The following is a 20441-nucleotide window of genomic DNA, read 5'->3' on the forward strand; positions in this document are numbered from 1 at the left end:
CTGCGCTTTATCAAATCCGGTTTCTGCCGGGCATTCCACGGCAAGCCGGCAGGCAGACCGGGCGGGCAAGGCACATAATGGCGTCATGTCCCGACTCATCGATCATGCCCATGGAAAGATACTATCCCCCGGCGCCGGAACTGCAGGTTGCGGAATGGCTCAATGCGCCGGCCGACATCACGCTCGCCTCCCTGCGCGGCCGCGTGGTGCTGCTGCATGCATTCCAGATGCTATGTCCGGCCTGCGTGAGCCACGGTGTGCCGCAGGCGCAGCGCGCATGGGAAACCTTCGGGCAAAGGGATGTCGTGGTGCTCGGGCTGCATACGGTATTCGAGAATCACGCAGCGATGCACCCGGGTGCGCTGCGCATTTTCGTGCAGCAGAACAAGCTCGGTTTTCCGGTGGGGATCGACAGCCCGCGTCCTGCCGAATCCATCCCGGCCACCATGCATGCGTACCAGCTGCAGGGCACGCCGAGCACCGTTCTCATCGATGCTCGCGGACGCATCCGGCTGCATCACCTCGGTTACATCGATGATCTGCGGCTCGGCATGCTGATCGGCCGCCTCGTTGCGGAGATCGAGGTGTGAGCGAATGCACTCGCGTCAATTTTCATCAACGCTGATGCTTCGAATGGTGCACCTATGTGTTACTGAGGGATTCTCACTGTTCCGTGAACCGTTATCCCGGGCTCGACGACAACAGGCGGAGGTGCCGGCGCGTACACCGGCGCCTGCTCGTAGTACCCGTGGCGCGGGCCTTTGCATTTGCGCTCCTCCTTGTACTCGCCGCTCTTTTCCCACTTGCGTTCGACTTTGCAGTTGCCATCCCAATATTCTTCCTTGTACTCCCTGCGGTCGTGCTTGCGTCCTTTGCCGTGGCCGCTTTCATCTTTCCACGGGTCGGCCAGGACGGTGAGGGGCAAGGTCAGCAATATTGCTGGAAGCAAAAGTGTTCGGATGCTTTTCATTCGCATACCTCGGATTCATATCTCATTCTGAAATTTTACCGGCGAGCCCGCAGCCTTTTAGTTGAAAACCTGGAAAAGGTGTGAGAATTTGTTTCAGCGAAGATCTCAAGCCGGGAGATGCAAGAAGCAAGTACGGCCGCATCAATCCGGCGCCCCGGATGACTTGTCCACAAGGAGCAACTGCACTACGTTGTATGAGCGTCGCGGCACATCTTGAATCGGAGACCATATGACCTTGGCAAGTGACCAGAATCTCGACCCCGACAAGCTGTCGCCGATCAGCAGAAAGATGCTGGAGCTTCGGGATGCCGTCTTTTCCGAATGGGAAAGAAGAGTGCGCTCGTCGGTGAAGGGCGCCGGCACACTGTCCCATCCCATTCTTATCAACACGCTGCCGACCCTGTACGACAACCTCGCCGAAGCCCTGTCGCCGGATTACCCGCGGACCAGCGCTGCCACTGCCACGCCATCAGTTGCGCTGGAGCACGGTGGAGAGCGGGCGCGGGTGACCCATTACGAGGCACCCGCTGTCATCTGCGAATACCAGATTCTCAGATCCACCATCATTGACGTATTGCGGCAGCACCAGGTGCCGATAAGTGATGACGAGATGCACATCATCGGCTCTTCCATTGATGCGTCGATCAGAGAAGCCGTCACCGCATTTACCCTTGCCCAGTCTGCCTTCCGCGAACAGTTCATTGCCACGCTCGCGCATGATCTCCGCAGTCCGCTGGCTGCAGCCAGTACCTCGGCGCAGTTAATCCTGCGCATCCGGGATTTCGAAAAAATAGATGGGGTGGCCCAAAGGATCATCAACAACCTTGGCCGTATCGACCAGATGATCCAGGACTTGCTCGATACGGTCATGTTCCAGCAAGGGGAGCGGCTCTCGCTGCATCCAACCAACTTCGATATCGCGGAAGTGGTGGCGGAAGTCTGCGAGCAGGCTTCTACTGTCCATGGCCCCCGCTTCGAAACGGCCGGGACGTCCATCAAAGGCTGGTGGGGACGGGACGCCATCAAACGTGCGCTCGAAAACCTCATCAGCAACGCAGTCAAGTACGGCGCTCCTGATACGCCTATCCGTATCATGTTCAAGGAGTACCACGAGCGCATGCTCCTGTCCGTGCATAACCAGGGCAATCCGATTCCGCCCGATCAGGTGGAAACGGTGTTTCAGGCATTTCGGAGAGCGAAGGCGGCGAAAGCAGGCGATCAGCAGGGATGGGGAATCGGCCTGCCGTACGTGCGTAGCGTGGCGGAAAGCCATGGCGGCAGCATTGATGTCGACAGTGCAGAGGAAAGGGGGACGACGTTTGCCATCGACATCCCCGTCGATTCGCGTCCATTTCAGAACTCCCCCACCCTGTAGCCTTTGCCGGGAATTCCCGGATCAAAAACGCTTTTCGGGAGCGCAGGTCGGCAATCGGGCATAATCTTGTGGTTCTGCGGCAACCAGCGATGCCGCGCAGCACCGCTATGAGTACTCCCTAAAGGCCTCCGGCATGTCTTCCTCGATTCCCGATGTAAAAGAGATGGCACTGGCAATCGCCGAAAACTCGGCACAAGGCATCGTCGTCATGGACGAGGCCGGACACTGCCTGTTCGCCAACCGCGCCTGGACCGAGGTCACGGGCTTTACAGCCGAAGACATGAAAGGCAAACCGGTGCACGATTGGGTACACCATCAATACCCGGATGGCCGGATCTTCCCGATTGATGAGTGTCCGATCGGCTGCACCCTGGGCAATAGTGAGAGTGTGCGTAACCACCGCGACCTGTTTTTTCGCAAGAATGGCGCGCCCTTTCATGTGTCCTGCGCCGCCAGTCCGATCATCATCGACGGCATACCGGTTCTGAAAGTCCTCGAGATCCGCGACGTCTCCGATGAAGTCGAATTGGAGAAGCGCAAGGACGACTTCCTTGCAATGCTCGCCCACGAATTACGAAATCCCCTGGCGCCGATTTCGGCGGCTGCGGAGCTGCTGCAGGCCGGCCGTCTGGACGAGACAGGGATCCGGCAGTCCAGCAAGGTCATTGCGCGCCAGGTCAACCACATGGCCGGCCTGATCAACGACCTGCTCGACGTATCGCGCGTCACGAGGGGGCTCGTGGAGCTTGAGATGGAAGGCCAAGACCTCAAGTCCGTCATTGCCGAAGCGATCGAACAAGTCCGGCCATTGATCGAAACCCGCCGTCATTGGCTCGCCCTCAACACCGCGCCGGAAGAGGCGTGGGTACGGGGCGACCGCAAGCGCCTGGTGCAGGTCTTTGCGAACATCCTTGTCAATGCAGCGAAATATACGACGGACGGCGGCGAGATTACCGTCAGCATCGAACCAGGCCCGAGAGACTTGCAAGTCGCGATTGCCGATAACGGGATTGGCATGACAGCAGAAATGTGCGAGCACGCCTTTGACCTGTTCAGCCAGGCGCAGCGCTTGCCGGACCGTACGCAAGGCGGACTGGGAATCGGTCTTGCGCTGGTGCGCAGCCTGGTCACCTTGCACGACGGCATAGTGACGGCGCACAGCGAGGGGCTCGGCAAGGGCAGCACGGTGACGGTCAGCCTGCCGAGAATGAGTACCGGTCGCGCGATTGTCCCGAAAGACCTGGGCGATGACCCGATCAGTGTCACGACAACGCCGCTTCGCATCCTGATTGTGGAGGACGGCCGGGACACTGCAGAAACGCTGGCAATCCTGCTGAAGTCCCTTGGGCATGCGGTCCACGTCGAATACGACCCGCATACCGCATTGGACGCGGCCCATGGCGGCGCCTACGATGTGTTCCTGCTCGATCTCGGCCTGCCCGGCATGGATGGCCTGGAACTGGCGCGCCGGATCCGGCTGCAGCCTCAGCATGCGCAATCCCTGCTGATCGCAGTCACCGGCTATGGCCAGCCGCAGGACCGTCAAAGCGCCATAGACGCCGGCTTCAATCATCACCTGATCAAACCCCTCGATCTGCTTCAGCTCAATACCATCCTCGCCTTCCATGGAAGGGCGTCCTGAGCTCATCGGTTGTGCAATTCAACACCGTTTTGCAGCGATACAACAGCTCAGCATTTTTTTGCGTATCAATATTTTATTTATCCAGAGCTTGATGAAAGGGCTGGGCTAATCTGCGGCTCGACTGCTCGTCAACCGGGTAGTCGTTGCACGCGATTTCAGCCCTTTCTCCATTGACAACACCGACTGCAATGAAACTCAAACTCGCTCTGATCGCCGCAGCCGCCGTCCTGTCCGCATGCGGCGGCGGTGGTGGCGACACAACCGATACACCTGCGCAAGCTGCCCCGACCGTTGCCGTACCGGGCGACATGACCAAATATGCCGGAACATGGACCTCGTCGTGCATCGCCGAAGGCCCAGGCTCGGCACGAATGACACTTGTACTTGACGCCGGCGGCAATTCTGCAAGCGGCCGTCTTTATTCCGATGGATACAACGGGATCGGCTGCACCGGACCGTCCGTTCAAGTGAGCTTTCCCTTCACCGCGACCTACCTCGAAATGGACGGCAGCGCTGAAAAGCTGTCTGTCTCGGATGGCAGCGAAACCGGGACCATGCTTGCAACGTTCTCGGGAAATGACCGCATCGTAACGCTCAACGACGGCACTGAAACATTCACCTTCACCAAGCAGTAACGAGGGCGTCGCTGCTTGCTCAACACCAACTATAAAAAGCCGCGCAGCAGAAGACGCGCAAACAGGTCCTTCCTCAGAGGGAAGGAGACACTCCCGCCCGTATCATCGCCTCCTCGCAATAACACGACGCAACAGGCGAAACCCGCTTCCGCGCGACTGGGGATGCGGCGGATGTTCAAGGAATTGCCTTCAATGACGCCGGCTCGGTATCGGCAGGCGTTCGGGCGGTTGAGCAGCTATTTTCCGCTGCGCTGAAGATCCTTACCCTGCCGCCGGCTAGCGAGAGCACCGGAGGCCGCCGCCTTCAGCAAGCGCTGAAAGGTAGGACATTCGGCGTGACTCGGCGCCTTGCATTCCGCGGCATGCCGTAACCCCCGGCTGACCGCGCGCAGTTGCTTGATCGTCTCGTTGATCTCCTCGGCCTTGGTCGCGAGCAACTGGCGATCGATTCTTGAGCCGCCGTTAGGCGACAGCATCGAGCCGATTTCGTCGAGCGACAATCCGGCGGCCTGCCCGAGGGCAATCAGTGCCAGTTGATCCAGCACGGCCGGGGCAAAGCGGCGGCGGATGCCTTGCCGGTCTGTCGACGCGATCAAACCCTTCTTTTCGTAGTACCGCAGCGTGGAGGCGGGGACCCCCGTCCGCTTTGCGACTTCGGCGATATCCATGACAAATCAGTCCTTGACTTGAAGTTGACTTCAACTTCTATAGTGAGCTCATCAAGTTCATCAGTCAACCAAAAGGAGTGTAGTCATGACTTTCGTCGAAGCCATTACACAGACAATTCCACAGACAATTCCACAGACCGTTCTCATCGGGATCGGCGCTACTGCCGTCATGGATGCCTGGCTCATGTTGCTCAAGCGCATGGGTGTCCAGACGCTCAACTTTGCATTCATCGGGCGTTGGGCCGGACACCTTTTCCGCGGCACGTTCTTCCATCCATCCATCGGCAAGGCCGAGCCGATTCCCGGCGAACTCGCGCTTGGCTGGTTTACCCATTACGCGACCGGCATTGCGTTCGCAGGCTTGCTTGTCGGCCTGCAAGGCGCCGGCTGGATGCGGGATCCGTCTGTCCTGCCCGCCCTCGCGGTGGGTCTGTGCACGGTTGCAGCGCCCCTGCTGGTCATGCAGCCGGCCATGGGTCTCGGTGTTGCTGCCTCGAAGACACCGGCGCCATTGAAAAACTGCTTGCGCAGCATGACCAATCACACGGTCTTTGGTCTGGGCCTTTATCTGTCCGCAGTCGCCGTCGCGTGGATTTTTCACTGAACACACCGGCCTGCTCTATTGAAATCGAAACCTTGAAAGGAACTGAGAAATGAAGAAAATTGCCGTTGTTTACCATAGCGCTCACGGTCACACGGAGCACATTGCCGCGCATGTGCTCGAAGGAGCCAGGAGTGTCCCGAACACTGAAGTGCATCTGCTGAAGGCCGAGGAACTGGCCAAGGCACCCGAAGCGCTATGCGATTTCGATGGTTATCTGTTCGGATCGCCCACCTATCTCGGCGGCGTGACCGGTCAGTTCAAGTCATTCATGGATGCCACCGGCCGCATGTGGCGCAATCAGCAGCTCAAGGGCAAACTCGCCGCCGGATTCACGGTATCTTCGCTGCCGGCGGGAGACAAGCAGTCGACGCTGTTGTCGATGTTCGTGTTCTGCATGCAGCACGGCATGCTTTGGGTGGGCAACCCGGTCCTCCCCGAGCAGCACTCGGGTGTGCCCTACGATGAAGCGGCCAACCGGCTTGGCTCGTGGTCCGGGTTGATGGCGCAGGCGGCGCACGGTGCTCCCGCCGGCGCTTTCCCGGCAGGCGATATCAAGACGGCGCGGATGTTTGGAAAGCATTTTGCGCAGACGTTGCATCGGGTTGGACATGCGAGCGTGCTCGCGGACCAGGAGGTCGCGGCATGATCTCGCCCAAATATGGTCCGATACTGTTTAGCGCCATTCTCTCCGGACTCATGTCGCTGCTGGTTTCCGGCATCTCGACATACCGCGCCCTCGGCCTGGCGGACGGCTTCCTGAGCGACTGGGCCGGCGCCTGGCTCGCCGCGTGGCCGGTTGCGTTCCCGGTCGTCGTGCTGGTCGCTCCGCTTGCCAGGAAGGTCGTGCAATCCCTGGTGGCGGCAGACTGAGGGTTGAACCAAGGAGGTCGTGATGCAGCAACTGATTCCTGCCCTGTTTGACCATGAGCGCCTCGCCCTGCGCGAGGCACTGCGCCGCGATGAATGCAGAGAGCTCAAGCGCGCCGCAACCGATCCTGAGTGGGCCGATTGGCACAAACAGAATGCGCGCTTTTCCAGGCGCCTCCTGGGGCTCGTCGAATCGGCCGGTGAACCTGAGTGACCAGGAAAACAGCCGGCCGATCTCGTCATCAGCCGATGTATTCGCTGATTGCCCGCCCGACGTCGCTTGTACTGGCATTGCCACCGAGATCGGGCGTGCGCGGCCCGTCCACCAGAGATCTTTCCACCGCGGCGACCATGGCGTCGTGCGCGGCGGTGTAGCGGCTGTCACCCTGTCCCAGGAAGTCCAGCATCATCGCGCCTGACCAGATCATCCCGATCGGATTGGCGATGTTCTTGCCATAGATGTCAGGGGCAGAGCCATGGACAGGCTCGAACAGCGACGGGAACTTGCGTTCCGGATTCAAGTTTGCTGAGGGGGCGATGCCGATGGTGCCGGCGCAGGCGGGCCCGAGGTCCGAGAGGATGTCGCCGAACAGGTTGGAGGCCACGACCACGTCGAAGCGCTCCGGCGACAGCACGAACCGGGCAGCGAGGATGTCGACGTGGTACTTGTCCCATTTCACTTCCGGATAAGCCTCGCCCATCGCTGCCACCCGCTCGTCCCAGTAGGGCATGGAAATGGCGATGCCGTTGGACTTGGTGGCGGCGGTCAGGTGTTTCTTCGGCCGCCGCTGCGCCAGCTCGAATGCGTACTTGAGGATGCGGTCGACGCCATGCCGGGTAAACACCGCCTCCTGCAGCACCAGCTCGCGCTCCGTGCCTTCGAACATGCGGCCGCCGACCGAGGAATACTCCCCTTCGGTGTTTTCGCGCACCACATAGAAATCGATGTCGCCCGGCTTCTTGTTGGCCAGGGGGCAGGGGATGCCGGGCATCAGCCGTACCGGGCGCAGGTTGACGTACTGGTCGAAATCGCGCCGGAACTTGAGCAGCGAGCCCCAGAGCGAGATATGGTCGGGCACGGTATCGGGCCAGCCGACGGCGCCGAAATAAATGGCCTCGAAACCCTCCAGCTGCTCGCGCCAGTCGTCGGGCATCATCTGGCCATGCTGCAGGTAATAGTCGCAGTTGGCCCACTCGAAGGTGGTCAGCTCCAGCGGGATGTTGAAGCGCCTTGCCGCCGCTTCGACTGCGCGTATGCCTTCCGGCATCACTTCCTTGCCGATGCCGTCGCCTGCGATCACGGCAATCTTGTGTGCGTTCATGGTTTTGCCTTTCAACTCTGCTATGGGGGAAGCACCTCAAGTGCAAAAGATAACCTGTGCAAGCAGTGTTTATAATCCCCCGGAATGTGATTTCGAAAGACACGGATCGTGAATAATCTGGAGAACGCGGACCTGCGGGTATTCGTCGCTGCAGCGCGCCGTTCAAGCTTTGCCGCCGCGGCGGAGGAATTGGGGATGTCGCCGGCGTATGTCAGCAAGCGGATCGGGATACTCGAGGACGCCCTTGGCGTGCGGCTGTTCCAGCGTACGACCCGGCGTGTGGTCATTACCGAGGATGGTGAACGGGTCTATGCGCACGCGCAGGCGATCCTGGAAGACCTCGACAATTTGTTCGACGAGGTTTCCGAGCGGCGCCGCGAGCCCAGCGGGCGGGTGCGCATCAGCAGCAGTTTTGGATTCGGCAGGAATATTGCGGCGCCGGCCATGGCAAAACTGGCCGAGGCTTACCCGGGCCTGCAGATCCGCTTCGAAGTATTCGACCGCGTGGTCGACATCGTCGCCGAGGGCTTCGACCTCGATGTGAGGGTGGGCGACGAGATCGCCCCGCATCTCATCGCGCGGCGGCTCATGTCCAACCACCGGATCTTGTGCGCCTCGCCCGATTACCTGGCGCGCCGCGGCGCGCCGAAGAGCCTGCAGGATCTCGCCAATCACAACTGCCTCGCCATCAAGGAGCGCGACCATCCGTTCGGCGTATGGCGGCTCCGAAGCCGGAACGGCGACGAGACGGTCAAGGTCTCGGGCTCGCTGTCGACCAACCACGGCGAGATTGCGCTGCGCTGGGCGCGCGACGGCATCGGCATCGTGCTCCGCTCGCTGTGGGACGTGCAGCCGCATATCGACGCAGGCGAGCTGGTCCAGGTGCTTCCCGATTACACCCAGGAGGCCAACGTCTGGGCCGTTTATCCCCAGCGGCTGGCTGGATCGGGCAAGGTCAGGGTATGCGTCGAGTTTCTGCAGGCGCACCTTGCCGGCATGTCGTTCTGATATCCCTGTTGATAAAAATCAATGACCGCTCTGGTCGTTGCATGAATGCAATTACTTCCGGTTAAACTGCCTCGCTTTGCAGAGTGAGCGTAGCCGCTCCGTGAAGAGAGGCTGTTTCTATCTCGCTTGCCAGGATCGGATTGCATATAAGGGGATTCAAATGACAAAGGAAGCGACGGGCAATCTGGCCCAAGTGATCAAGGAAAACCAGGAAGTCTTGCTCAATGGCTGGCTGGAGGGCATGTTTTCCCGGATTGTCCGGCGCGACCGCGCTGCCGAAGCGGAAATGCGCGATCATGCCGCCCGCTTCCTGCCCCTGGTGGCCGAAGCCGTCGAACAAGGCGGCAGCTATGACGTGGCCCTCGCCTCCTGGAACGAAGTGCGACGCCTGCTCAGCGAAATTTCGCAGTCGCGCCTGCGCCAGGGCTTCACGCCGGTCGAGACGGCCACCTTTGTCTTTTCGCTCAAGGAACCGCTCTTTCGCTTGCTGCGCACGCGCATGGCAAGTGACACGATAGCGCTTGCCGAAGAAATGGCCGAAACCGGCGCATTGTTCGACAAGCTCGGCTTGTTCACCGTCGATGAACACCTGAAGGGGCGCGAGCAGGTCATCCTGCGGCAGCAACAGGAGTTGCTGGAACTCTCGACGCCGGTGGTCCAGCTGTGGAAGGACATCCTTGCCGTGCCGCTGATCGGCACGCTGGACAGCGCGCGCACCCAGGTGGTGATGGAAAACCTGCTGCAAAAGATCATCGACACGGGGGCCTCGATCGCCATCGTCGACATCACCGGCGTGCCGACGGTCGATACGCTGGTCGCCCAGCATCTCCTCAAGACCGTCTCCGCTGCGCGGCTGATGGGCGCCGACTGCATCATCAGCGGCATCCGTCCGCAGATCGCGCAGACCATCGTGCACCTTGGCGTCAACCTCGAAGACGTGATCACCAAGGCTACCCTGGCCGACGCATTCCAGGTCGCCCTCAAGCGGACCGGGGCAGGCGTGGCGGCCCTGCTGCCGGCCTGATGGTGCGACGATGGAGCGCATCCCTATCCTCAAGATGGGCAATCTCCTGCTGGTAACCATCCAGGTGGACATGCACGACCGGCTGGCCATGACGCTGCAGGACGACCTCACCACGCGCATCGTCAAGGAACGGGCCAAGGGCGTGCTGATCGACATCTCCGCACTCGACATCGTCGATTCCTTCATCGGGCGGATGATCAGCAACACCGCGGCCATGGCCAAGATCCTCGATGCCAGGACCGTCCTCGTCGGCATGCAGCCGGCCGTCGCCATCACGCTGGTCGAACTCGGGCTCGCGCTCGAAGGCGTCAAGACCGCGCTGAATGTCGAGCGCGGCGTACAACTGCTGCAGTCGGCCGCCCACTGAATTGAACGGATAAAGGACTGTAGGGTGGGTAGAGCGCAGCGAAACCCGCCGCATGGTTCCCGACTCCTCCGCCCCGCATGTGAACCTCATGTATTTTGAAAGGCAGCCGTCTTGAGTACGAAGGACATGGACATCGTCGTAGTGCCTTTGCGCTCGGATGAAGACGTGGTCCGCCTGCGCCAGGCCGTCAGGAACTCCCTGGTCTCGATCGGCTTCAGCCTGGTGGACCAGACCAAGCTCATTACCGCGGCCAGCGAACTGGCGCGCAACACCGTGAAATACGGCGGCGGCGGAGAGGCGCACCTGGCCAGGGTAGCCAATGGCATGCGCACCGGCGTCAGCCTGGTCTTCGTCGACCAGGGGCCGGGAATCGCCAATATCGAAGAAGCCATGGCCGACGGCTTTACCAGCGGCGGGGGTCTCGGGTTGGGGCTGGGCGGCGCCAAGCGCCTGTCCGACGAGTTCGACATGCAGTCCGCGGTCGGCAAGGGCACAACCGTCAGGATAACGAAATGGAAACCGTTCTAAGCGCGGCCTGGCGCCAGGTCGCCATCGAGATCGGCGACGCCAGTGCGGTGGGCGCCGCCCGGCGGCTGGCATCGGAACTCGCCAGGAATATCGGACTGGACGAAACCAGGACAGGCGAAGCGGCGCTGGCGGCGACCGAAGCGGCAACCAATATCCTCAAGCATGCGGGACGCGGCGAAATGCTGTTTCGCCCGCTCCAGGACGCCGCCGGCGTTGGCATCGAGATCCTCGCCATCGATCGCGGCCCCGGCATGTCTGATGTGGCGCACAGCATGCAGGACGGCACGACCACTGCCGGAAGTTATGGAATCGGCCTTGGCGCCATGCGCCGGCTGGCCGATGTATTTGACCTCTACACCACCCCGGGCAAGGGAACCGTGGTCGCCATGACCCTCCACGCCAAGGGAAGGCCGCCATCAACGAGCGCGGTACAGGTAGGCGCGGTCTGCCTGCCGATGCCGGGAGAAACCGTCTGCGGCGACGCCTGGGCGATTGCCGCGGGCTCGACCCTGGTGACGGTGATGGCGGCCGACGGCCTCGGCCACGGCATCCATGCCGCCGCGGCATCCGAAGCGGCCGCGGACGTCATCGCCGAGAGGCCGGACCGCATGCCCGCCGAGGCCGTGCAGGATATCCACCTCGCCTTGCGGGCGACGCGTGGCGCTGCCGTTGCCGTAGCCCGCCTGGACTTCCTGGCCGAGGACCTTCGTTTTGCCGGCGTGGGCAACATCATGGCCAGCGTGTACGAAAATGGATCGCGACGCCAACTGGTTTCGCACAACGGCATCGTCGGCAACAACCTGCACAAGGTCCAGGAATTCGCCCAAGCCTGGAAGGCGGGTAGCATCCTGCTCCTCTGTTCGGATGGCATCGGCACGCGCTGGGACCTGGGCCAGTATCCCGGACTTGCCCTGCACGATGCCAACGTCATCGCGGCCGTGCTGTATCGGGATTTCGTGCGCGGGCGCGACGACGCCACCGTACTGGTCATCCGCGAACACCGGGACTGAAAGGCAGGCTGACACCATGCGGATCTTGAGCGTCGCAATCCGGAACGAACTCGATGTGGTCGCCGCCCGCCAGCGGGCGCGCCAGGTGGCCGCACTGTGCAGCTTTGCGGCGCAGGAGCAGACGCGCATCGCCACTGCCGTTTCCGAGCTGGCGCGCAACGTCTATAACTACGCCGCGTCCGGCAAAATCGAATTCTCCCTCGAAGGCAGCACGGCGCCGCAGGTGCTCGTCGTCAAGATCGAAGACCAGGGCCCCGGCATTGCACATCTCGACCTGATCCTGTCCGGCCGCTATCAATCGCAGACCGGAATGGGCCTGGGCATCATCGGCGCCAAGCGCTTGATGGACCAGTTCGACATCCATACCGTCGCCGGGCAGGGAACCACCATCGTGCTGAAGAAGTTGCTGCCCGCCCAGGCGCCCTTGTTCACGCCCAGGAGCATCGGTGAAATCGGTACGCAGCTCGCGTCGGCGCCGGGATCGGACCTGGCCCTCTCGGAGCTGCAGAAGCAAAACCAGGAGTTGCTGCAAGCGTTGGCGGAGTTGCGGGCGCGTCAGGAAGAGCTGCTGCAACTGACCAGGGAGCTGGAAGATACGAACCGCGGCGTCGTCGCGCTCTACGCGGAGCTGGACGAAAAGGCGGACCATTTGCGGCGGGCCGACGAAATGAAATCGCGCTTCCTGTCCAACATGAGCCACGAATTCCGCACGCCGCTCAGCTCCATCCGCGCACTCTCCAAACTGCTGCTCGACCGCATCGATGGCGAACTGACCACCGAGCAGGAAAAGCAGGTCGGTTTCATCCTCAGGCAGGCTGAATCGCTGAACGAACTGGTCAACGACTTGCTCGACCTTGCCAAGATCGAGGCCGGCAAGATCGAGGTTCGCCCGGCGAAGTTTGACGTCGCCGAAATGTTCAGCGCGCTGCGCGGCATGTTGCGCCCGCTCCTGGTCAGTGAAAGAGTCGATCTCGTCTTCGACGAGCCGGGTGAAAATCTTTTGATGGACACCGACGAAGCCAAGGTCTCCCAGATCCTCAGGAACTTCATTTCCAACGCGCTGAAGTTCACAGAGGCAGGCGAAGTGCGGGTGACCGCAAAGGCCGAGCCGGACAAGCCGGCAATCCGGTTCTCGGTGCGCGACACCGGGCTGGGCATCGCCCCGCAGAATCAGGAGACCATCTTCGAAGAGTTCGGCCAGGTCGAAAACCGGCTCCAGAAAAAGGTCAAGGGCACCGGGCTGGGCTTACCGCTGTGCCGCAAGCTCGCCTCCTTGCTGGGAGGGCATATCGAGCTGCAAAGCGCCTTGGGACATGGCTCGACGTTTTCGGTAGTCATCCCGGTTCGATATCGCATGCCCCGCGAGGCGGAGAACCATGCCAGCGCACTGCAAGCCGACGACCGACGCACGCCGGTCCTGATCGTCGAAGACGATCCGCAGACCCAGATGCTCTACGAAAAATACCTTGCCGGCACCGGTTTCCGGCCGATGTGCGCCCGCAGTACCTGGGAAGCGGACCGGCTCATCGAGCAGACCCGGCCGGCGGCCGTGCTGCTCGACGTCCATCTCGGCAGCGAGGATACCTGGGCCTGGTTGAGCCGGATAAAGAGCGATTCCGGCCGTCGTTCCATCCCGGTCATCCTTGTGACCGAAATCGACGACAAGGAGAAGGGCTTGACTCTCGGTGCGGATGCCTACTTCGTCAAACCCGTTTTTCGCCAAGAGCTGGTTTCGGCGCTCCTGCGGTTCGCTTCGGAAAGCGGCACCGGCCATACGGCGGGCAGGTAACCATGACGGCGGACGCTATGAGCAACTTGATCCTGAATGTCGACGATACCGAAGCGGCAAGGTATGCAAAGACCCGCATTCTGGTCCGGGCCGGGTTCGAGGTCATCGAGGCCGAAACCGGCGCCGATGCACTGGAACTGGCGGAGTCGCGCAGGCCGGCGCTGGTACTGCTCGATGTGAAGCTGCCCGACATCAACGGCTTCGAAGTCTGCCGCCGATTGAAGGAAAACAACGCGACCGAAACCATCCTGGTACTGCAGACTTCCGCGTCCTACGTGGGCACCAGCGACAAGATCCGCGCGCTGGAAGGCGGCGCGGACAACTACCTGTTCGAGCCCATCGAGCCTGAAGAACTGGTGGCCAATGTCAAGGCCCTGCTGCGCCTGAGCACGGTCGAGCGGAAGCTGCGCGAGATGGATCGCCGCAAGAATGAATTCCTCGCCATGCTCGCGCATGAACTGCGCAATCCGCTCGGACCTATCCGCAGTTCGGTCGAGCTGTTGTGCATCCTGGAGCCGAATGCCTCGAAGGTGCAGGAAAACGCCCGCGCCACCATCCTGCGCCAGACCGACCACATGGTCCGCCTGATCGACGACTTGCTCGACGTGGCCCGCATCTCGCAGGGAAAAATCAACCTGCGCCAGGAAGAGGTGAGGCTCAAGTCGGTCGTCCATACCGCGATCGAATCCGCCAAGCCGATCATCGACCGCTACGGCCACCAGCTGGTCGTCGACCTGCCGGAACAGGACAGCGTACTGACCGGAGACAGCGTCCGCCTGGCACAGGTGGTCAGCAATCTCATCACGAATGCCGCCAAGTTCACGCCGCAGGGCGGCAGGGTGGATGTGACCGCCTGGCAGGACCAGGGCGAGTTCGTGATTCAGATACAGGACAACGGCATCGGCTTGTCGCAGGAAGAATCCAGGTCTATCTTCGAACTGTTCAATCAGGCGCAACACCTGCCGGGACGTGCGCGGGAAGGGCTGGGCATCGGACTGGCGCTGGTCAAGGCACTGACCGAAATGCACCTTGGAAGCATTGCCGTCACGAGCGCCGGCGCCAATGCGGGCAGCACCTTCGAAGTCCGGCTTCCGGCCAGCGCGAGCGCATCGGTGCGGGAAGCAGCGGGCGAAGGTCCGGCTGTCGCCATCGAACCGCGACGCATCCTCATCGTTGACGACAACCGGGACGCGGCCGACATGTTAAGTTCGCTGTTCGAGGCCCAAGGGCACCAGGTGCGCACGCTCTATGATGGCAGGGCCGCCGTCGACGCAGCAGGGCAGTTCCGTCCCCACGTCGTCATTCTCGACCTCGCACTACCCGACATGTCCGGCTACGACGTCGCCAAGGACCTGCGCGGCATGCCGGAACTGGCGGCCGTGCTCATTCTCGCGGTATCCGGCTACGGCCAGGAGGCCGACAAGCAGCGGACGCTGGATGGCGGCTTCGACGGGCACTTTACGAAGCCGGTGCCATTCGGTTCGTTGAGCGAGTTGATACAGCAGCACCGCCCGCACGGGTAGGCTGGGATGCAATCCCAGCTACCGGCAACTGGCTCGAACCATGCTGGGATTGCATCCCAGCCTACGCACTTTCGATTTGCACGCCGATCAACTTGATTGCCTCGTCCGTATCAGTCGGGGTAATTGCTGACGCAATAGCCATGCCGCGCTGGATCGCGGTCGCCGCGTCGTTGTCCACCAGACCGCCTGTAATCGAATATAACTTTCCTACCGATATCTTGTTATCGAGCAGATCGGCTACATACCCGTACTGCGCGTCGCCTTTGAACGTGTGTGCGGATGCGAGAATCGTGCTGACAAGGGAGGCACGTGTCTCGCTTCCCTTCACCAGGGCTTCTGCCCAATACGACAAGCCGCCTTCATCCACGGTGTCTCGGCCGAGGACGTTCTTGTAAACGATCTTCACGAACGCTTCATTGGACATGTCTGCGGCATAGCCGGTCAGGCTCGCATACTGCACCGCCGCGCCATAAAAGCTGTCGCTGATTGACTTGAGCGACGTGCCGTTCCTGAGCTCACTAATCCAATACGCCATTCCGTCGGCGTCCGGCACGCGATTGAAGTAGGCGATGTAAAGCTCTATGAGCGAATCGAGTTGTCGAGGCACGAGGGCTTCTGCCGCGGCGCTGACCGTCAGGTTCATGCTCACGTCAGCAAACGACAGCCGTTCAACGTTGACGATGGTGTCGGAGAGTCCTTGTCCGGAGACGCGTACTGAACCATCAGCGCTGCGCCCGATGCGATACGAAGCAGCTTCTTTCGAATAAGTTGCGACGTCGTTGCCAAGCCCGCCGTCGATGTGTGCGCTGCCCGCCGCATTGATGTCGGCAATGGTGTCGTCGCCAGCCCAAGTACGCATCCGGCCGCTATTGTTGCGGTCTGCGATCGTTACGCCCTGGGTGAAGTCGGTGCTTGCGCTGAACTGCACCGGCACATTGACGAACATGTACTGATTGGCCCAGAGGCCGGGAGCAGCCCAGCGGCCCAGCTCCAGCTGAGCGAGGTAGTTGAGCGTGCCGTCCGCCGTCTGGTAGGCGATGAACTTGGGGATGCCGACAGATTCAAGATCGTTGCCGATGTAATAGCTTTGGTTCGTGCCATCGTACTGCGGCTGTACTTGCTTCAGAAATTGCACAACCTGATTGCCCAGGCCGGCGAAGTCCTCGTGCAGGGCGTCGTAGAGTTTGCCGGTGCCATCGTTCAGCAACAAGTAATTCTGCGAACGGCTGTTATCGAATGTGAGCTTGCCGTCGACGAAGTTACCGGCTGATACGCTCGCAAGGAGGTAGCTGTCAATGCCGCTACCGTCCAGGTCAACCATCTGCATCTGGTAGTCCAACTCCACGCCATTTTGATTGATCACGCTCGCCAGTTGATCCGTCTTGTCGGTGAACTGGTTGTTGCCTTGATTCTGGATCATCTGCAGGGCAGTGGGGTAGCTGCTGCCTTGCACCCACATTGACTGCGCGGCCAGCAAGTCCGCTTTGCCGTCGTGGTTGAAGTCGTCCGTGAACATGCGGTAGGTATGTGCGGTGCCGGCGCCGTAGTGCGAGGTGAAGCCGGGATGCTTGGCCGCCAGGTACGGCGTGATGGTGGCCAGTGGCGTAGTGGAAGTGATGTCGCCGTTGGCGTAGCCATAGACCTTTATCTTGAAATTTTCGCCCGGGGTATTGCTGTAGACGTCGCCCATGGCGACGGCGTACGATCCATCCGCGCCAAAATTTCCGATGACCGCGCTCTGGTGAAAGACCTGCGAAAGGTTCGTGCCGGTCGTCTGTCTCAAGGCGCCGTTGTTCCAGGTGTAGATCGGGTTCGTGTCGCCGGGGGTGAATGTGGAGGCAATGACGGTCGGCACATTGTTGACGAGGCTGAGCTGCGCGTCGTGCGCCATCACCGCATCATTCATCACGATCTTGTTGAATCCCCCCTTGTCGTTGGCGAGGTAGAGCGTGCTCGGGGTTGCGACGAATGGGCTTTCGTTATGAGCGGGAAGGAAGACGTCCTCCTTGCCATCCTTGTTGAAGTCGGCGACAGCGGCAGCATTCGCGCCGTTGGTCAGATCGGAATCAAGAAACTCCGAAGTCGCAAGTTGCAATGTGCCGTCCGCCAGCGGCTTTAACACCGCGATGTGCACGGGTTCGGGGGTCGAGATCGTTGCGTTCGATCCGAAATCGCCGGTCCACCCCCATCCCGATATGAAGAGCCCGTTGCCGCCACCGAAACTGACATGGGCAATCGTGGTCTGAGCGAGGCCGCCATAGTTCTTGTTGGGAACAAGATAGGCCTGGTCGATCGGGGTCCAGATGCCGGCGAGCGTGAGGGAAGGCGTGCGATTCATGTTGATACTATCGAAAGTTTCAATTCGGAAAAAGCGATTATCATCCCCGTCTGGCGTGTGAACAAGAAACTTCGGACCAAATGAAGGTAAATCACTATGCAAGGCCGCATCCCATATTCCTGGTATGTCACCGCCAATATCCTCATGGCAGCATAGCTCCATGGGCTACCCACGCCGATACCTCCAGATAGTCAATGTCTCAATTCATTTCTTCCTGTGCTGCCGGTCTGTTCAAGGCAGTATCAACCAGCATCCTATGTGTATCTCTACTGTCATGCGGCGGACGTGATCCGGCATCTCTTCAACATGCTATTCAGGAGCCGATGGCGCCCGTATTCAAGGGTGAACTCAGGCTGGTAGCGGGGGACCTTGGCGGGCCAGGAAACCTTGATGGCGTTGGAGCCGATGCCCGTTTGGACGCACCAGGCGGAATGGCATTCAACGCAGCAGGTGACTTGCATGTCGCGGACACCGGTAGCGGCCTGATCAGGAAGGTCACCCCGAATGGGGCTGTCACAACACTTGCGAAGCTTCCGCTGCCGGTGGATCTTGCCATCGACGCCTCTGGAAGCACATTTGTCTTGAGTGGCCCTTTTGGCAAGTATGGGGAAACCGAAATGGTGATCATCAAGGTCACCGCAGACGGAAAGCAAGAGCAGTTTGCTGAATTTCCGCTACTGAGGGACCGAATGGATACCTCCCATGATTGCGCAAACTCCCCTTGCGAATTCTTTCCACTGGTCGGGATCGGGATTGATCCGGCTGGGAACGTCTACACCACTCAAGGCAGGCGAGTAATAAAGCTGAGCACTGCCGGTCAGATTTCGACACTGGGCGTTCTCCCCAAGGTGGCAAAGAGCATCGTCGTTGCTAGATCAGGAAGCTTGTACGCCCACATTGGCGATGCCAATGAAATCGTCAGAATGGATGCGGCAGGGAAGGTCGTACAGTTGCCTGACATTCTCGACGCACACACGATCATTCGTCTCGTCCTCGATCAGAACGATGATCTGTTCGTCCTGGACCAGGTTGCCGGCGGTGCCTCACGTCTTCTCAAGGCAGATCCGAACGGAACTGCTACCCATGCGCGCGACATAGCGCTTCAAGCAAACGTCGAAGGGCATACCCTGGGCAAAGGGCTGGCCATTGATAAGGACAGCAATGTATTTTTGACCTGGAATAACACACTCCAAAAGTGCGATCAGCATTCCAGGGTGAGCACCTTCGCCGGAATGCAGGCCTCATACGGGCATCAAGATGGCATCGGTACGTCTGCAGCATTCTCTTCGCAGGACCTGCCGGTGGCCGTCGACGGCAATGGCACGATATGGATCGCAGAACCGGAAAGCTATTCGCTACGCAAAGTCAGCCAGAATGGGCAAACACTCACTATTGGAAACAAGGTACGAGGAAGTTCAAACGGCACCAGTCCAATCGGCGCCGATGCAAGCTTCTTTGCGCCCAAAAGCATTGCGGTTGGCGGTACGGGCAAGGTGTACGTCAGCGATTTGAAGTACCGGGACGCAGGTCCATTCCCGTCTTCGATATCCGCCAACGATGTCTATACAGGCAAACCTGTTCCCCTGACAACCATCAGGAATGTGTCCGCCAGCGGAGGCGTAAGTACGGTGCTCGAGTCTACTGGCATGACTTGGGGACTGGACATGCACAATCTCGTGTGGTCGAACGAATCACTGAACCTTGCCCCTTATGTCATTGCCTCGGACAACGCAGGGAACATCTATGTCGCTGAAACCGGTTGGGGAAGTATTCGAAAATACAGCGCGGGTGGAGGCGAATCGATCGTGGGCTCCGTATCGAGGGAGTGGTACGGAACAGGACAGGCGGTGTTCAGCACCCTGACTGCAATGGTTGTTGACGCCAACGAGAATATTTATCTTCTCTACGACACCCCTGAAGAAGTCAGCTACCTGACTACTGAGACGCATCGCATTGAAAAGGTTTCACCTGGGAAGATGCCGGTAATTTTCGCAGGCGGGAAGACCGGATACGCTGACGGCAAGGGAGCCGAAGCGAAATTCAATAGGCCCAGAGGCATGACGATCGATGATGCAGGCAATTTGTACGTCGCCGATATGGGCAACCATAGCATCAGGAAAGTGACTCCGGATGCAACCGTTACTACCCTGATCGGAGGAGGTCCGAAGGGGAAGCGCACGGGGATGAATCCGAGTCTGGAGAATCCCACCGGTATCGCTTATTCGGCTCCTGGCACCTTGGTGATTACCACTCCCGGCGCTGTCTTCACGTATCAATAGCCGGTAGGCTGGGATGAAATCCCAGCTCTCATCGCAATGCACTGAACAATGCTGGGATTGCATCCCAGCCTACGACCCTAAGGCCCCGTCATGTTCTCCCACATTTTCGTTGGTGTTCGCGACTTCGATCGCGCGCTGTCGTTCTACCAGCCTTTGATGAAGACCCTCGGAATCGAGCAGCGATTCTGTGACAGGAGCCGCCCGTGGGCCGGATGGCAGACGACGGACGGCCCACGGCCATTGTTCCTCGTCGGGACGCCTTTCGACGGACGGGTTCACGCAGCAGGCAACGGACAGATGGTTGCGTTCCTGGCGAAGGATCGGGCGATGGTACGCCGCGCGCATGCAACGGCCCTGGCGCAGGGCGGTACCTGCGAGGGCCCGCCGGGCCTGCGCCCGGAATATCATGAACATTATTACGGCGCGTATTTCCGCGACCCGGACGGCAACAAGCTGTGCGTCGCCTGTCACGAACCGGAATCTTGACTGCAC

General features: G+C 60.3%; 21 protein-coding genes. 17 read left to right on the plus strand and 4 right to left on the minus strand.

The genetic code is table 11. The features are described from left to right. The first annotated feature begins 110 nt into the window (after positions 1-110). Positions 111-590: a TlpA disulfide reductase family protein gene (locus tag VFF99_RS02650; protein WP_325014735.1), complete on the plus strand. Its 480-nt coding sequence runs from the start codon at positions 111-113 to the stop codon at positions 588-590. Positions 591-649: 59 nt separating this feature from the next. Here VFF99_RS02650 and VFF99_RS02655 read toward each other — a convergent pair whose 3' ends face one another. After that, positions 650-970: a hypothetical protein gene (locus VFF99_RS02655; protein WP_325014737.1), complete on the minus strand. Its 321-nt coding sequence runs from the start codon at positions 968-970 to the stop codon at positions 650-652. Between the two features lie 229 nt (positions 971-1199). Here VFF99_RS02655 and VFF99_RS02660 point away from each other — a divergent pair, with 229 nt between their 5' ends. The 3 genes from VFF99_RS02660 (at position 1200) to VFF99_RS02670 (ending at position 4622) form a co-directional block, all read left to right on the plus strand. Beyond that, positions 1200-2345, plus strand: coding sequence for a HAMP domain-containing sensor histidine kinase (locus tag VFF99_RS02660; protein ID WP_325014739.1), 1146 nt, complete (start codon positions 1200-1202; stop codon positions 2343-2345). Between the two features lie 133 nt (positions 2346-2478). Beyond that, positions 2479-3987 (plus strand): ATP-binding protein, encoded by a 1509-nt coding sequence (locus VFF99_RS02665; RefSeq protein WP_325014741.1) that lies wholly within the window; start codon positions 2479-2481, stop codon positions 3985-3987. A gap of 188 nt (positions 3988-4175) precedes the next feature. Further along, the gene (locus VFF99_RS02670; RefSeq protein ID WP_325014743.1) at positions 4176-4622 is read left to right on the plus strand and encodes a hypothetical protein; all 447 of its coding nucleotides are present in this window, start codon (positions 4176-4178) and stop codon (positions 4620-4622) included. A gap of 236 nt (positions 4623-4858) precedes the next feature. On the opposite strand, the gene VFF99_RS02675 is transcribed toward VFF99_RS02670, so the two are convergent. Beyond that, the gene (locus VFF99_RS02675) at positions 4859-5290 is read right to left on the minus strand and encodes a helix-turn-helix domain-containing protein (RefSeq protein ID WP_325014745.1); all 432 of its coding nucleotides are present in this window, start codon (positions 5288-5290) and stop codon (positions 4859-4861) included. Between the two features lie 85 nt (positions 5291-5375). On the opposite strand from VFF99_RS02675, the gene VFF99_RS02680 reads away from it, so the two are divergent. Genes VFF99_RS02680 through VFF99_RS02695 form a run of 4 tightly spaced genes read left to right on the plus strand, consistent with a single transcriptional unit; the run spans position 5376 to position 6975 of the window. Beyond that, the gene (locus VFF99_RS02680) at positions 5376-5894 is read left to right on the plus strand and encodes a DUF2938 domain-containing protein (RefSeq protein ID WP_325014747.1); all 519 of its coding nucleotides are present in this window, start codon (positions 5376-5378) and stop codon (positions 5892-5894) included. Between the two features lie 49 nt (positions 5895-5943). Beyond that, entirely contained in the window at positions 5944-6540 is a 597-nt protein-coding gene (locus tag VFF99_RS02685) for a flavodoxin family protein (protein WP_325014748.1), read from the plus strand. Continuing rightward, positions 6537-6764, plus strand: a complete 228-nt coding sequence (locus VFF99_RS02690; protein WP_325014750.1) for a DUF2798 domain-containing protein — start codon at positions 6537-6539, stop codon at positions 6762-6764. The genes VFF99_RS02685 and VFF99_RS02690 overlap by 4 nt, the downstream gene beginning before the upstream one ends. A 22-nt stretch (positions 6765-6786) precedes the next feature. Then, entirely contained in the window at positions 6787-6975 is a 189-nt protein-coding gene (locus VFF99_RS02695; protein ID WP_325014752.1) for a hypothetical protein, read from the plus strand. A gap of 28 nt (positions 6976-7003) precedes the next feature. Here the strand turns inward: VFF99_RS02695 and VFF99_RS02700 are convergent, their stop codons facing one another. Next, positions 7004-8083, minus strand: coding sequence for a tartrate dehydrogenase (locus tag VFF99_RS02700; protein WP_325014754.1), 1080 nt, complete (start codon positions 8081-8083; stop codon positions 7004-7006). A gap of 108 nt (positions 8084-8191) precedes the next feature. Between VFF99_RS02700 and VFF99_RS02705 the strand changes: the two genes are divergently transcribed. The 7 genes from VFF99_RS02705 to VFF99_RS02735 all read left to right on the plus strand — a co-directional run bounded on the left by VFF99_RS02705 (position 8192) and on the right by VFF99_RS02735 (position 15332). Then, entirely contained in the window at positions 8192-9091 is a 900-nt protein-coding gene (locus VFF99_RS02705) for a LysR substrate-binding domain-containing protein (protein WP_325014756.1), read from the plus strand. Positions 9092-9251: 160 nt separating this feature from the next. Continuing rightward, positions 9252-10115 carry an STAS domain-containing protein gene (locus VFF99_RS02710; RefSeq protein WP_325014758.1) on the plus strand — a complete coding sequence of 288 codons (864 nt, stop codon included), beginning with the start codon at positions 9252-9254 and terminating at the stop codon, positions 10113-10115. Between the two features lie 10 nt (positions 10116-10125). Next, positions 10126-10482: an STAS domain-containing protein gene (locus VFF99_RS02715; protein ID WP_325014759.1), complete on the plus strand. Its 357-nt coding sequence runs from the start codon at positions 10126-10128 to the stop codon at positions 10480-10482. Positions 10483-10608: 126 nt separating this feature from the next. Continuing rightward, complete coding sequence (locus VFF99_RS02720) at positions 10609-11010, plus strand: anti-sigma regulatory factor (protein ID WP_325014761.1); 402 nt, start codon at positions 10609-10611, stop codon at positions 11008-11010. Next, a complete protein-coding gene (locus tag VFF99_RS02725; protein WP_325014763.1) occupies positions 10995-12020 on the plus strand; it encodes an ATP-binding SpoIIE family protein phosphatase in 1026 nt (341 codons plus the stop codon). The genes VFF99_RS02720 and VFF99_RS02725 overlap by 16 nt, the downstream gene beginning before the upstream one ends. Before the next feature lie 16 nt (positions 12021-12036). Further along, the gene (locus VFF99_RS02730) at positions 12037-13809 is read left to right on the plus strand and encodes an ATP-binding protein (RefSeq protein WP_325014766.1); all 1773 of its coding nucleotides are present in this window, start codon (positions 12037-12039) and stop codon (positions 13807-13809) included. A 17-nt stretch (positions 13810-13826) separates the two neighbouring features. Further along, entirely contained in the window at positions 13827-15332 is a 1506-nt protein-coding gene (locus VFF99_RS02735; RefSeq protein ID WP_325014768.1) for a response regulator, read from the plus strand. 61 nt (positions 15333-15393) lie between these two features. Here the strand turns inward: VFF99_RS02735 and VFF99_RS02740 are convergent, their stop codons facing one another. Then, complete coding sequence (locus VFF99_RS02740; RefSeq protein WP_325014770.1) at positions 15394-17670, minus strand: DUF4214 domain-containing protein; 2277 nt, start codon at positions 17668-17670, stop codon at positions 15394-15396. A gap of 323 nt (positions 17671-17993) precedes the next feature. Between VFF99_RS02740 and VFF99_RS02745 the strand changes: the two genes are divergently transcribed. Next, positions 17994-19949: a hypothetical protein gene (locus VFF99_RS02745; RefSeq protein ID WP_325014771.1), complete on the plus strand. Its 1956-nt coding sequence runs from the start codon at positions 17994-17996 to the stop codon at positions 19947-19949. Positions 19950-20039: 90 nt separating this feature from the next. Then, positions 20040-20435 carry a VOC family protein gene (locus tag VFF99_RS02750; protein ID WP_325014773.1) on the plus strand — a complete coding sequence of 132 codons (396 nt, stop codon included), beginning with the start codon at positions 20040-20042 and terminating at the stop codon, positions 20433-20435. Positions 20436-20441: the final 6 nt, after the last annotated feature.

This window comes from Noviherbaspirillum sp., from assembly GCF_035654295.1.
Classification (GTDB): Bacteria; Pseudomonadota; Gammaproteobacteria; order Burkholderiales; family Burkholderiaceae_D; genus Noviherbaspirillum.